This window comes from Flavicella sediminum, from assembly GCF_006381105.1.
GTDB classification, from domain to species: Bacteria; Bacteroidota; Bacteroidia; order Flavobacteriales; family Flavobacteriaceae; genus Flavicella; species Flavicella sediminum.
In genome coordinates this window covers 1,284,499-1,299,901 of the sequence record NZ_VDET01000002.1, presented here as the reverse complement: position 1 = coordinate 1,299,901, position 15,403 = coordinate 1,284,499, and the positions used below count along the sequence as shown (strand labels likewise).

Annotated in this window: 8 protein-coding genes; 7 read left to right on the top strand and 1 reads right to left on the bottom strand. The window is 34.4% G+C overall.

Annotated features, from left to right (window positions below):
- Positions 1 to 269 precede the first annotated feature (269 nt).
- The 7 genes from FGM02_RS05660 (at position 270) to FGM02_RS05630 (ending at position 14,865) form a co-directional block, all read left to right on the top strand.
- Positions 270 to 1,448, top strand: coding sequence for a carboxypeptidase-like regulatory domain-containing protein (locus FGM02_RS05660; protein ID WP_139957336.1), 1,179 nt, complete (start codon positions 270 to 272; stop codon positions 1,446 to 1,448).
- A gap of 148 nt (positions 1,449 to 1,596) precedes the next feature.
- Complete coding sequence (locus tag FGM02_RS05655; protein WP_139957335.1) at positions 1,597 to 5,517, top strand: hybrid sensor histidine kinase/response regulator transcription factor; 3,921 nt, start codon at positions 1,597 to 1,599, stop codon at positions 5,515 to 5,517.
- 146 nt (positions 5,518 to 5,663) lie between these two features.
- Positions 5,664 to 6,719 (top strand): twin-arginine translocation signal domain-containing protein, encoded by a 1,056-nt coding sequence (locus FGM02_RS05650; RefSeq protein WP_139957334.1) that lies wholly within the window; start codon positions 5,664 to 5,666, stop codon positions 6,717 to 6,719.
- Positions 6,719 to 9,031: a PSD1 and planctomycete cytochrome C domain-containing protein gene (locus tag FGM02_RS05645; protein WP_139957333.1), complete on the top strand. Its 2,313-nt coding sequence runs from the start codon at positions 6,719 to 6,721 to the stop codon at positions 9,029 to 9,031. Before FGM02_RS05650 ends, FGM02_RS05645 begins: the two co-directional genes overlap by 1 nt.
- A 4-nt stretch (positions 9,032 to 9,035) precedes the next feature.
- Positions 9,036 to 10,490 carry a DUF1501 domain-containing protein gene (locus tag FGM02_RS05640; protein ID WP_139957332.1) on the top strand — a complete coding sequence of 485 codons (1,455 nt, stop codon included), beginning with the start codon at positions 9,036 to 9,038 and terminating at the stop codon, positions 10,488 to 10,490.
- A 2-nt stretch (positions 10,491 to 10,492) separates the two neighbouring features.
- Positions 10,493 to 12,619 carry a c-type cytochrome domain-containing protein gene (locus tag FGM02_RS05635; protein WP_139957331.1) on the top strand — a complete coding sequence of 709 codons (2,127 nt, stop codon included), beginning with the start codon at positions 10,493 to 10,495 and terminating at the stop codon, positions 12,617 to 12,619.
- Between the two features lie 113 nt (positions 12,620 to 12,732).
- Positions 12,733 to 14,865: a Tex family protein gene (locus FGM02_RS05630; RefSeq protein WP_139957330.1), complete on the top strand. Its 2,133-nt coding sequence runs from the start codon at positions 12,733 to 12,735 to the stop codon at positions 14,863 to 14,865.
- On the opposite strand, the gene FGM02_RS05625 is transcribed toward FGM02_RS05630, so the two are convergent.
- Positions 14,852 to 15,319, bottom strand: coding sequence for an Lrp/AsnC family transcriptional regulator (locus FGM02_RS05625; RefSeq protein WP_139957329.1), 468 nt, complete (start codon positions 15,317 to 15,319; stop codon positions 14,852 to 14,854). The genes FGM02_RS05630 and FGM02_RS05625 overlap by 14 nt on opposite strands.
- Positions 15,320 to 15,403 lie beyond the last annotated feature (84 nt).

Below are 15,403 nucleotides of genomic sequence, written 5' to 3'. Positions count from 1 at the left end.
AAGTCCGTCTAGTTAACTAGACGGACTTTTTCTATGGAATACTTGATAATTTCGTCAAAAAAACTGTGATAAAACTAGATGACCTATTATTTTGACTTGCATTCTTTTACAGAAACTCTTTAATCTATTAATTTTGCAAAAAACCACAACTTATATTCTACAGCAAGACAAATTTGTAAGCGATTCAATTTTTTCACTACTACAAACTATTAAAAAAATGATATCTTACCATTGCTATTGAATAAGGAAACCTTTTAAACCTTATCTTGATGAAATCTTATTTAAAAAAAACAATGACGTTTGCATTCGTATGCGGTCTCAACTTTCTTTGCGCACAAACCAAAACCATTGCCATTGAAGGTACCATTACCGATGAAACCGGTTATAGCATTCCTTATGCAGCAATTACCATTCAAAACAAAAGCATGGGTACTTCCAGTACCGACGAAGGAACCTTTTACTTAGCTGTTTCACCTGCCAACTTAACCGACACCTTAAGCGTTTCAAGCATCGGTTTTAAAACTTTTAAAATAAAACTTCAGGACTTTCTCAAACAAGACAAAAAAACAATAGTCATAAAAGAAGACGTTACTGAATTGAATGATGTAGAGCTTAAAAAAGCCATTGAATATCCGAAACTTGCAAAAAAAGCGCTGAAACAAACTACGGTTAGAGCCACGCATCAGCTAAATGTTTTATACAGAAGGGCCTCAGTAGAAAATAATGTGTCTCGTTTTTTTGTAGAACATTATATGAAAATTACCGACAATGGCCCAAGTGGCGCAAAACTTAGACGGGTAGAACTTGTAGAAGGAAGGAAATCGGCAGATTATCGTTTTATAAAAAACAAGCAATGGCACCACGCAATTCATTATATGGCCGATCAAAATATTTTAAGACAACGTATTGCAGAAAAAAAATATACTTGGACAAAAGTAGGTGACTCTAGCTACGACGGTGAAGACATTATTATTGTTGAAGGTCAAAGTGAAAAAGACAAATGGCTACGAATCAAACTTTATATAGGAATGGACACCTACGGAATTTATCGTTTTGAGAGCACGCTAAATGATGCTGTTTACATCTACAAAAAAGCACCTGATGGCAAATTGTACTTAAGTTATCACAAACGTGAAATGAAGCACTATAAAAACATTTCACCACAACAACAAATGCTACTAAAAACCACCAAAAAGAAAATTCCATTAGCCTATCGCCATGAATTATTTGTTTTAGGTATAGAAACCGACAGAAGTAAAATTGACGTTACTGATAATATCAAAGAAGGTACTGACCTAGGCGACATTGCCGTTCCTTACCGACCAGAATTTTGGAACAATTTTAGTTTACCTCCAGATACAGAGTTCTTCAAAAAAATAAAAAAGGATTTAAAATCTATTTATGGAGTTCCTTTAGAAACACAATACAATTTGGTAAATAAAAAATAATCGCTTTGTACCTCTGTAAAAAAACAAACACCCTTTATCAATTTGGTAAAGGGTGTTTTCGTTTACAAAACAACCCCAACTCTTGTTTTTACTCTTCTTTGTAATATATTTGTTCAGTCGCCAATTAAATTTTGCGTTTTCCCAATCTATGAAATCCATTTATATTCTTATTATTTGTTTGTTTGCAAGTCCTTTTTTCTCAAAAAACGACAAACTACATGCACAAAAAACGGATCATGAATATGAAATAAAACGCTATAAATTACCTATTGAAACGAGCGCTACCGATATATTACAAGACAGCTATGGCTTTGTATGGATTGCCACTATTAATGGTTTATGGAAATATGATGGTGGTAGCTACAAAAACTACACAAAAAACGAAAACGACCCAAATGGTATTACCAACAACCACATTTCTTGTTTGTATGAAGACAGTCAAAATACCTTATGGATAGGAACTTATGGTGGAGGCTTGCTAAAATACAATCGTGATTATGATCGTTTTGACCGATTTATTCATGACAAGTCCAACCCAAAAAGCTTAAGTTTTGATGAAATAAGAGTGCTTTTTGAAACTTCAAAAAATGAATTTTATGTCGGTACCGATGGAGGGGGACTCAATTTATTAAACAGAAAAAACAATACGTTTAAACACTATAAACACAAAGCGTCAGATAGCACGAGCGTTAGTCATAACAATATACTATCCTTAGCAGAAAATGAGCAAGGGCAATTGTATATAGGTACTTGGATTGGTTTTAACATATTTGATACAAAAACGGAAAAGTTCCAGAGAATTTATCGAACACCTTTATCAGGTTCTCAAAGCTATTATGCTTTGGAATATTTAAACAATACCCTACTATGCACCAACCGAGGTCAAATAGTTTACTTAGACAGTACAAATCAATTAAAAGCTAAAAAAAATTACTTCGCACGTCATATAAAAAAACAAAATGACACAGTTTCCTGGCTAGTGCATGACGATTGTATTGAAATTAAAAATCTACAATTTCAAACTGAAAAAAAAATAGCATTGAACAGCCTCTTTTTGAATGAAAAAAAATTTCAGCTTTCAAAAATTCAGCATTCACAAGAAAAAAACAGCAACTGGGTTTTAGATACTTCTGGTCATTTTTTTCAGCTAAAGAAAAAACCAAAAATTGTAGAAAGTTTTTTGACAAACAAAAATGCTGGTAGCATCATAAAAACAGAAAAATATTTTTGGACCACCCAAGGAAATAAAATCCATATTTACAATAAAGAAAATGGCAACTTACAAAATACGATCGCTCATTTTTCTGGTACTCCATATGCCTCTTCTCATAGCGGAGATCAAGTATGGGTAGCCGATAGAAAATCCTTGTACCGATTCTCCGAGCAAGGAACACTTTTAGAAGAAATGCCTCAAAATATTTTCCCTTTTTCTATTCTACATACTGCCACCAACAAAGTATGGATCGGTGAAGTTTTAGGAGCCAAATTATACGATCCTAGCACAAAAGAAACAACTACTTTTTACTGCAACGCTGACGATCCAAACGGCATTGGATACTTCCATAGAGCTTCTGTCGTTTTAGAAGATCACAAAAATGATATTTGGATAGGAACGTCTGGAGATGGCTTAAAAAAGTACTTACCGAAACGCAAAGAATTCAAACACTATAGACATGTAATTGGAGATGCCTCTTCCATAAACAATAATTTTATTCACAAACTTTTTCAAGATAAAAAAAACAATTTATGGATAGGAACAAGTGCCGGTTTGTGTAGATTAGACACACTTAGCAATACATTTATTCAATATGACCATGAAATAATAAAAGACAAAATTGTCAATTCCATTGAAGAAGATGTAGCGGGCAATTTATGGATCGGAACGCTCAACGGGCTCATCAAATTTAATCCTGAACAAAACACCTACAAAATAACAAATGAACAAGACGGCCTGCCATCAAACCAAATATTTAATTCTAGCCTACGTTTAAACTCAGGAGAATTGGTTTTTTCTTCAGAAAATGGTTTTTTAAAATTTGATCCGAAAGACATAAAACCAAGCAAACTGGTTCCGCCTGTATATCTATCTAAATTATGGGTAAACAACGAACTAATTCAACCACAAAGCAATTACCTAAGCAAAAGTATTGAAGTTGAAAAAGAAATTCAACTAGACTATTCTGACAAAAAATTTGAATTTGAATTTCAAGTCATACATTACACCAACAACCAAAGATGTCAATATGCCTACAAACTACAAGGCTATGATAAATCATGGATACAAATAAATGGCACACCCAAAGCTACCTATACAAACATACCTCCTGGTAAATACATTTTTAAAGTAAAAGCAAGCAACGAAGATGGTGTATGGAATGATAATATTACTAGTATTGGCGTACTAATTCATCCGCCTTTTTGGGATTTATTATGGGTTCAAATTCTATTAATTGCCCTTCTAGTTGCTAGTGTTGCTTTCACCTTTTGGTGGTTTCTTAGAAAAGAACGCATCCGATCAAAATTTGAAATTGAACAAGAACGAATGATTCAATTTGAAGAATTAGCTAAAATGAAATTGCGCTTCTTTACCAATATTTCTCATGAATTAAGAACTCCGTTGACCTTAATTACCGCCCCTTTAAACAAGTTCATACAAGAAAAAATAAGCCCAACCCCAAAGGTGTTGGATATGATGTACCGCAATAGCACCAGTCTTTTGGAACTGATCAATCAAATTTTAGATTTTCGAAAACTTGAAAATCAGCCCACACTACAAATAAAAGCACAAAACAATACAGCACTCTTTCAAAATATAGAACATTCATTTTCTTATTGGTCGAAAGAAAAAAAGATCACTTTTAAACTGCAAGAAGAAACCACGAACGCTGAAATTTATTTCGACACCGATATTGTCAAAAAAATAATTACCAATTTAGTTTCTAATGCTTTTAAATACACACCTTCCCACGGCAAAATAACTGTAAATATTCGCTATTCTGACATTCAAAAAGATGCACAAAACAAAATTTCAAAAGGACAAATGACCTTGGAGGTTATTGACAATGGCCCAGGAATTCCTAGTGATTTAAAAGATAAAATATTTGAACGTTTTTATCAGTTAAATGAAACTATTGGCCACGAATACAGCAGCGGTATCGGCTTGTCATTAACTTCAGAAATGGTGCAGCTACACAAAGGAACTATTGCATTAACTACGGAAGAAGGGCAAGGTTGCCATTTTAAAGTAAGCCTTCCTATTGGATACAACAACTATGAAAATGATGTTGAAATAAAAACAATAGCTATACCCGAAATAAAAACAGAAAGCACCGTAATTCTTATTATTGAAGACAATAATGACATCCGTACCTATTTAAAAGAAGAATTGAGTGAAAGCTATCAAGTTCTAGAAGCTTCTAACGGAAAAGAAGGAATTCAAATGGCGCTAACCACCATTCCCGATATTGTGATTAGCGATATTATGATGCCCGAAACGGACGGACTTCAATTTGCACACCAACTTAAAAACAACGAACTAACTGCACATATCCCTCTGTTATTTTTAACCGCCAAAGTCGGTACCGATAATAAATTGGCAGGTTTAAAAACAGGAGCCGATGATTATATTCAAAAACCGTTTAATATTTCTGAAGTAAAACTAAAATTGAAAAACATTTTAGAAAGCAGAAAACTTCTGATTAAAAAATTTCAACAAAATAGCAGCAAAGAAACAAGTCCAAAAACAACCGATAAGTTTTTATCTAGACTGAATGACAGTATAGAACTTCACCTTGAAAACTCAGAATTTTCTGTCGATCAACTTTGCACAGAACTCTCTATTGGCCGATCTCAGTTGTACAGAAAAACACAAGCGCTTACAGGAAAATCTATCATTGAATACATCAATTCTTACCGCCTTATCAAAGCAATGCATTTTATCAAAACAGAAGACTTTAGCATCAAAGAAATTGCCTATAAAGTAGGATACAATGATGCCAAATACTTCAGCAGAACTTTTAAAAAGGAATACGGAAATTCACCTACTTTTTACAGAAAACCTAAGGATTAGCAAGTAATTGTTCAATAATTACACCACTTTGTACAATTAATCCACCCTGTTTTTATTACATGTTTCTATTTTTGAGACCCAATGCATTCCTACATTTTGTAGCATGTATTAGGACGCCTTTTTTTTGACATTTTTAAAACCTCAACATGGACAATTCTAGAAGATCATTTCTTAAAAACACCGCTCTTGCTAGCGCAGCCTTAACTATTCCTTCTTATGGTTTTACAATTTTAAAAAAACCAGCATTACACGAACAAATTATCGGGCATGGTGATTTTAAATACCGTGTACATAAAGAGTGGGGAAATTTAAACCCAAATAGCACACCTATAAAAAACTGCCATGAAATGGTTTTAGATTCAAAAGGCCGACTTATCATGGTTACGGATGAAACAAAAAACAATATCATTATTTATGACAAATCTGGAAAGGCAATAAAAACTTGGGGGCATGAATTTAAATCGGGACATGGGCTTACTTTATTTAAAGAAGGGGATCAAGATGTTTTGTGGATTACCGATCCAGGAGGAAGAGTTGTAAAAACAACCGTAGATGGAAAAATTTTAATGGAACTTCCAACACCACACCAACTTGGCGTGTATACCGAAAAAATGAGATACAAACCTACCGAAACTGCTATTGCCGCCAATGGCGATATTTATGTAGCAGATGGCTATGGTTCTGACTGGATTTTACAATTCAATGCTGATGGAGAATACATTCGAAAATTTGGCGGAAAAGGATTTAATGACGATCAATTAAGCAATGCCCATGGGGTAGCCATCGACAATAGAGATCCGAATAATATTACGCTTTTATGCACCTCAAGAACGCATAATTCTTTTAAAAGATATACCCTCGACGGAAAATACCTTTCAACCCTATTTTTACCAGGCGCCTATGTTTGTAGACCCGTTATTGACGATGAAAACATTTACTCAGGAGTATGCTGGTCTCGCTTAAAATATATGGAAAGAACACCCGACTCTGGATTTGTAACCATTTTAGATAAAAACGATAAAGTTGTCTCAAATCCAGGAGGAACAGCACCTAGATACAAAAAAGGAAAATTACAAATGATGGTACAAGACACCCCTTTATTCAACCACTGCCATGATGTTTGTGTAGATGAAGACAAAAACCTTTATGTATGTCAATGGAACGCAAACAAATCCTATCCAATTAAATTAGAAAGAATTTAATGAAACATTTTTATTATATATTTTTCGTTTGTATCGGAATTTCTTCTTGCAAAGAAACAACAAACAAGTATTCCAAAATACCTGAGAAAAAGGTTCCTGAAATTGTAGACTATAATTTTGACGTCCGACCAATTTTATCGGATAAATGTTTCAATTGTCATGGACCAGATGCTAAAAAACGCTTTGCCGATTTACGATTAGACACGCAAGAAGGTGCTTATGCCGTTTTAAAAGAATCACCGGGAAAACATGGAATTATTCCTCACAAACCCAATGAATCAGAAATTTACAATCGTATCATTAGCACGGATACAACACAAGTAATGCCGCCAGCAGATTCGCAATTGACACTAAATGATTATGAGAAAAAAATCATCAAAAAATGGATCAAACAAGGAGCTGAATACAAAACACACTGGTCGTTTTTACCGGTTGAAAAACCTGAATTACCTACCATAGAAAACAAACAATTAGCGAATAATGAAATTGATTATTTCATCCTACATAAATTAAAACAACTTAATTTATCGCCTAATGAAATGGCCGACAAGGAACGTTTGCTAAAACGTGTTTCTTTTGATATTACAGGCTTACCCCCTAGCCTAGAAATGCAATACAAGTTTCTAACAGACACTTCTGAAAATGCCTATGAAAAAATAGTTGATGAATTGCTGGCCAGCAAACATTACGGAGAAAAAATGGCCAGCTCATGGTTAGATGTTGCTCGGTATGCCGATTCACATGGCTACCAAGATGATGATTTGAGAACCATGTGGCCTTGGAGAGATTGGGTTATACATGCCTTTAATGAAAATTATGGCTATGATAAATTTGTGACCTGGCAGCTTGCTGGTGATTTACTTCCCAACAAAAATTTGGAATCTGTTTTAGCGACAGGCTTCAATAGAAACCATAAAATTAACCAAGAGGGAGGGATTATTGTTGAAGAATTTAGAATTGAAACGCTAACCGACAGAACCAATACCTTTGGAAAAGCATTTTTAGGACTTACTTTTGAATGTGCCAAATGTCACGATCATAAATACGATCCTATTTCTCAAAAAGAATATTTTAGCACCTTTGCTTTTTTTGAAAAAACCCCTTATCGAAGACATGCCGGTGGTGTTGGAAAAACACTTGCTGAAAAACCTTATTTAGATATTTCAACCCAACTCATTCAAGACAGTCTGCCTTTTATTAACAAAAAAAGTTATGAAAATGTAAGGTCTATGATTATGGAAGAAAGACAAGAAGAGCGACAAACCCATCTTTTAGAAAGAGGGGCTTATGATGCCAAAGGAGAAATAGTAACACACGATTTACCAAAATCCATCTTAGCTTTCGACAAATCAAAGTTTAAACCAAACAGACTTGGAATGTCGGATTGGTTGTTCGATAAAAAAAACCCACTTACAAGCCGTGTGTACGTCAACCGAATTTGGCAAGAAATTTTTGGTGTGGGAATTGTAAAAACATCGGGAGATTTTGGAATGCAAGGTGACCTTCCTACCCATGTAAATTTACTAAACTGGCTCTCTAGCGATTTTATGGAGCATGGTTGGAACATAAAGCGATTGGTTAAACAAATTGTGACCTCTTCTACCTACAAACAATCCTCTGTAATTTCTGAAGAAAAACAAGCCATCGACCCAGACAACAATTACCTTTCTCGTAGTTCTCGTTTGCGATATAGTTCTGAAATGATTCGTGATCATGTATTGGCAAGCAGCGGTTTGTTAAATTCTGAAGTTGGAGGAAGAAGTGTAAAAGTTTACCAACCTGAAGGTATGTGGAAAGCCACCTCTTCTGGACGTGGAATTTTATCGAGCTATGTACAGGATCATGGCAGTAATTTGTACAAACGCGGAATTTATATTTTCATCAAACGAACAACATTACCGCCTGTTCAACAATTTTTTGATGCCAGTACTAGAGATCAATGTGAAGTACAAAGACAAAGTACCATGACTCCTTTACAAGCCTTGATCATGTTAAACGACCCAACGGTTTTAGAAGCAGCAAGAGTTTTGGCTGAGAAATTAATTCTTGAAAATAATTCTTCTGAAAAAAACATAGAAGTGGCTTTTAGAAAAATAGTTTGTAGAACTATCAAACCCGAAGAAAAAACAATCTTTCTTGACTACTACAAAAAACAGGAAGCCTTGTTCAAAAAAGAACAAAGTAGAGCCGAAAAATTTATTGACGTAGGAGAATACCCTTCAGAAAATATTCAAGAGACTTACAAAGTAGCAGCCTTAATGCAAATTATTCACACCATGTACAACATGGAAGAAACCATTATTAAAAGTTAAACTTATGGACAAAGAAGTTTTTGAACATTCACTCAATATCAACCGTCGTCATTTTTTTAAAAAAGCAGCAATGGGAATGGGCGGTGTTGCCCTAGGTTCTTTAATGGTGCCTGATTTATTTACAGGATCAAATGAAGCCGCTATACAACCTACTTTAGGATTGAAACATTTTGCTTCAAAAGCCAAAAGAATCATTATGTTAACCCAAAACGGGGCTCCTTCACAATTAGAATCTTTCGATTACAAACCCAAACTAAGAGATATGTTTGGCCAAGAATTACCAGATTCTGTTAGAGGTGAACAACGATTAACGGGAATGACGGCTAATCAAAATAGTTACCCTTTGGTAGGCTCAAAATTCGACTTCAAACAGCATGGAGATTCTGGAATGTATGTGAGTGATTTATTTCCAAATATTGCAAAAATAACAGATGATATTTGCATGATCAAAAGCATGCATACAGATGCCATTAACCACGATCCTGCATTGACCTTCTTACAAACAGGTTCACAAGTTGGAAGTAGACCTAGTATGGGTTCTTGGCTGAGTTATGGTTTGGGAAGCGAAAACAAAAACTTACCCGCTTTTACTGTTTTACTTTCTAAAGGAAAAGGAAACGGACAAGGTGTTTATTCGAAACTTTGGGGAAATGGATTTTTAGATAGCATCCACCAAGGTGTACAATTAAGTGCCAGTGAAGATCCTATTTTGTACTTGAAAAATCCAAATGGAATGGATGCTGACTCTAGAAGGAAAATGCTAAATCATTTAGGCTCCTTAAATGAAATTGGTTACCAAGAATTTGGAGATCCTGAAATTCAAGCCAAAATAAAACAATACGAAATGGCCTACAGAATGCAAACCGCTGTTCCTGAAATTACAGATGTTTCAAAAGAACCAGACCATATCAAAAAAATGTATGGATCCGATTCTATGATTCCTGGAACCTATGCCGCCAATTGTTTGCTAGCACGAAAATTATCAGAATCTGGAGTTCGTTTTGTACAATTATACCACCAAGGATGGGATCAGCACAGCAATTTAGTCGATCATATGAAAATGCAAGCCAAAGATGTCGATCAAGCTTCTGCAGCACTGATTACTGATTTAAAACAACGTGGCTTATTAGATGAAACTTTGGTGATTTGGGGAGGAGAATTTGGAAGAACCAATTACTGCCAAGGAAAACTAACCAATGATAATTATGGAAGAGATCATCACCCAAGATGCTATAGCTTGTTTATGGCAGGTGGAGGCGTAAAAGCAGGAACTTCTTATGGAAAAACAGATGAATTAGGATACAATATTGTTGAAAACCCTGTTCATATTCACGATTTACAAGCAACTATTATGCATTTAATGGGACTAGATCATGAAAAATTAACCTACAAACATCTTGGAAGAAGATTCCGATTAACAGATGTACATGGCCATGTAGTTAAAGACATTATCGCATAATTATGAAAAAACTCAAGTCGCTTGTTTTAAATACATTGCTATTTTTACATTGTTTATTGGCATTTATGCTTCTTTTTGAAAGCAGTGTCATCATTCCATTTTGGATACAGCCACTGGGCAGAATGCATCCTTTAATTTTACATTTTCCTGTTGCCTTTATTGCACTCTTATTCGTTCTAAATCTATTTAAAAAGCAATTAGATGTCGCTTCTTTTGAAAAGATAAATCTATTTCTATTATTTCTAACGTCTCTATCTACAACGGCGGCCACAATAATGGGCTTGTTATTATCGCTTGAAGAAACTAGCACAGATTTAATGGCGTTGCATAAGTGGATTGGCGTATCGATCAGTTTTATGGTGTACAGTCTTGTTTTATTTTACCAATACAAAACCTATTTTAAAACCGTTTTGCTTTTCAGTTTTACCAGTGTCATTTTTGCGGGTCATTATGGTGCCGGCTTAACACATGGGACCAATTTTATTACAGAACCACTAATGGCAAATAGTACACCTGTAGAAACTGAAAATGGTGCGATTTACAAGGTTTTTATTCAACCTATTTTAGATAAAAAATGTACAAGTTGCCACAACGACCAAAAATTAAAAGGAAATTTAAATCTAAGCAGTCTTGAAGCCATTAGCGAAGGTGGTAAAAACGGACCTCTTTGGATTGCTCATCAACCAGAAAAAAGTAATTTTATCAAAAGAATACAACTTCCTTTGGAACATAAAAAACACATGTCTCCAAAAGGAAAGCCGCAACTTACAGCAAATGAAATTGAACTTTTAAAAACTTGGATTCAACAAGGTATAAACGATACCATTTCGTACAATCATTTAAAAGAAGGAGATTCTTTAAAAACAATTATTTCAAAAAAATGGCTTCAAAAAAAGACCACAAAAAAGATCTATCCATTTTCTTTTGCCGATCAGGAAATTATTGATGAACTGAACAGCCCTTTTAGAAGTATCAAACAAAAATCTCCGACTTCACCCGGAATTGATGTGGCTATTTACGGACGTTCTACTTTTCAAACAAATAGCTTAACAGAGCTTTCTAAAATTAAAGAACAAATTGTTAGTCTAAACTTGTCCAAACTTCCTATTTACAAAGAAGAACTGGCTTTTGTTTCTGGTTTAAAAAACCTTGAAAAACTGCAATTGAATGGAACGGACATTAAAACCAATGATCTTGAAGTATTGACAGCCTGTACTGAATTAAACAGCCTTTCTTTATCCAACACACAAGTAGACTTCAGCCTACTTAGCACCCTAGAAAAATTACCTAAACTACGCCAGTTATATGTTTGGAACACCGCTATGAATTCTGATGAAATTGCACTACTTCAAAAAAAATTACCAAATACAACAATAACCGAAGGCTTTGTTCAAGATGTAAAAAATGAACTCATCTTAACACCACCTGTTTTGCTAAGCAAAGGAAATATTATTAGCACAGGAGATAGCATTCATATCGGTCATAAATTAGCGGGAGTGGATATTCATTATTCTTTAGACAAATCCAATCCAACGAAAGAATCGCCGCTACTTACAAAAAAAATTGTACTTGATTTACAAGGAAAAAAGAACAAATCTATAAAAACAATTGCTTTTAAGGAAGGATGGAAACCGAGTAAAGTAGAAACCTTCACCTTTTTTAGCAGAGGCTTTGTCCCTTCTAATTTAGAAGTAAGCTATGAAGGAATTTTAGGTGAATATGTTGGAAATGCTGCTACAATTTTAATTGATGATTTTGTTCTCAACAAATCTAAAATTGATGTTTCTAAATATTGGGCAGGTTTTAAAGAAAGACCCCTAATTGCCATTGCCGAATTTAAAGACAACACCTCTAAAATTAAAGAAGTTTCTATAAGTTGTGGGTACAATTCATACAGAATAAAAAAACTAAAATTAAAAACATATCCCTTAAAAGAAGCACAACTATGGACTTCAACAGACAAAACAAATTGGAAACTGGAGTCGAAAAAAAACTTTAGAAATACAAAGCCTATCAAAACCGAAAATATTTCTTTTAAGCTAAAACCTAAAAACGTGCGATATTATAAAATCGTTATCCAAGCCTCCAAAGGACACACTTTTTACGTGAATCAATTGTTTTTTAGATAGTAGGAAACAACACAAACCCTTTCTAGTATTTAGAAGGGGTTTTTCTTTCTCCAAATTTTTCTAACGTAAGGAAAAGCTTATTTTTGTCGTACCAATTTTGCCAATAAAATACCATGCAATTACTCGACTATATTATTTCCAAAACGGACATCCGTGATATCAGCATCATTAATACCTTAAAATTGCTTGATGAAGATTGTACCATTCCTTTTATTGCACGCTATAGAAAGGAAAAAACAGGAAATTTAGACGAAGTTCAAATTGAAACTATTGTCACACTTCAAAAAACTTTTACCGATCTAGAAAAAAGAAAAAAGGCCGTTTTAAAATCTATTGATGAACAAGGGCTCCTTGAAAAGGTACTTGAAACTAAAATTAAAAATGCCAAAGATCTTATTGAATTGGAAGATTTATACCTTCCTTTTAAAAAGAAAAGAAAAACAAAAGCTGATACTGCTAAAGAGCAAGGTTTAGAAGAATTGGCTAAAATAATTATGGCACAAAATGCCCGAGATTTAGATGATGTAAGTCAAAAATTTCTAAAAGGAACTGTCAGTTCTATTGACCAGGCCTTAGAAGGTGCACGATTTATTATTGCTGAATGGATCAACGAACGCATTGACATCCGTAATTCTTTACGGAATGAATTTACCAGAAATGCAACAATCAGCTCGAAAGTAATCAAATCTAAAATTGCGGCAACTTTAGAACAAAGTCAGCTAGACAAGGCTCAAAAATTTAGAGACTATTTTGATTGGTCTGAGTCTTTATTTCGCTGCCCTTCACACCGTTTGTTAGCTTTGCTAAGAGCCGAAAAAGAAGGCATCGTCCGAGTAAAAATTGAAGTCGACAAAGAAGCAGCAATTTCTAGAATAGGCACAAGAATTATCCGTTCTCAAAACGACTGTTCAGAACAAATACAACTAGCCATTGAAGATGCCTATAAAAGACTGTTAGCACCGGCTATTTCAAATGAAATTTTAGCGAAGTATAAAGAAAAAGCAGACGAAAATGCTATTCAGGTATTTGCTAAAAACCTAAAACAATTATTATTACAAGCACCATTAGGTGGTAAAAATATTTTGGCGCTAGACCCAGGTTTTCGAACCGGCTGTAAATTGGTCTGCCTAGATGCTCAGGGAGATTTAAAACACAACGATACAGTTTACCTTCACAAAGAAAAGGAAGCGTATGGCAAAATAAGCACCGCCGTAAATGCCTATAAAATTGATGCCATTGCCATTGGAAACGGAACCGCTTCAAGAGAAACGGAGGCCATGGTAAAGAAAATTCGTTTTGACAAAGACATGCAAGTCTATATTGTCAATGAAGCAGGCGCTTCTATCTATTCTGCCTCAAAAATTGCAAGAGACGAATTCCCTAATTACGATGTAACCGTAAGAGGTTCTGTTTCTATTGGAAGAAGATTGGCCGATCCTTTAGCCGAGTTGGTAAAAATAGAAGCAAAATCTATTGGTGTGGGACAATACCAACACGATGTAGACCAAACAAAATTAAAACAAGAATTAGACACCGTAGTTCAAAGTTGCGTGAACCACGTAGGGGTAAATTTAAACACAGCAAGTAGTTCCTTATTGAGTTATGTTTCAGGAATAGGCCCTAAACTTGCCGATAATATTGTTGCTTACAGAAGTGAAAATGGCGCCTTTACAAAACGTCAAGACTTAAAAAAGGTACCGCGTTTAGGAGCTAAAGCCTACGAACAAGCCGTGGCCTTTTTAAGAATAAAAAATGCTAAAAACCCTTTAGACAATTCTGCCGTACATCCCGAAAGCTATCCGGTTGTAAAAAATATTGCCAAGACTTTAAAGCTGAGTATTGAGGAATTAATTGGAGACAAGGAGCGTCTTAAAACTATTGATTTAAATCAATTTATTACAGATGCTATTGGAATTCCAACATTGAAAGACATTGTTAAGGAATTGGAAAAACCAGGTTTAGATCCAAGAAAACCTTTGAAAAATTTTGAGTTCAATCCAAACATAAAAACAATCAACGACTTACATGTTGGACAAATACTGCCCGGTATTGTTAACAACATTACCAATTTTGGCTGCTTTGTTGCCATAGGAATTAAAGAAAGCGGATTGGTTCACATCTCTAAATTAAGCAATACCTATGTGGGTAATGTCAATGATGTTGTGCATTTAAATCAGCATGTAAAAGTAAAAGTTGAAGAAGTTGACGTAGCTAGAAAACGCATTCAATTATCTATGAATTTTTAATAGGAATTGAATGTGAGTTTTTTATTTCTCCCATTACAAAAGTACTGTGCGTGCTTCCAATATTTTTTACATCACCCAAATGATTTAAAACAAAATCTTGGTAGTGTTTCATATCCTTGACTACAATTTTCAATAAAAAATCAAAATCTCCTGAAGTGTTGTAGCATTCTACCACCTCATCAATCAGTTTAATATCTGCTACAAATTGATTTCCTATTTCTCGGGTGTGTTCTTTTAAGGTAATGTTACAAAATACCGTAAGTCCATTGTCTAACTTTTCAGCATCTAACAAGGCGATGTACTTTTTAATATAACCTTCCTTTTCTAACTTCTTTACGCGTTCAAAAACGGGCGTTGTTGATAAATTTACCCGCGCTGCCAACTCCTTGGTTGTCAAATTTGATCGATTTTGTAAAATATTTAAAATCCGAATATCAATTTTATCTAATTGCATGTAGAATAATTTTCTGTTGAACAGCTTTCTCACACACTCAAAAAGATGATTCAACTTTTAAACAAGGCTAAAATAGTCATTACA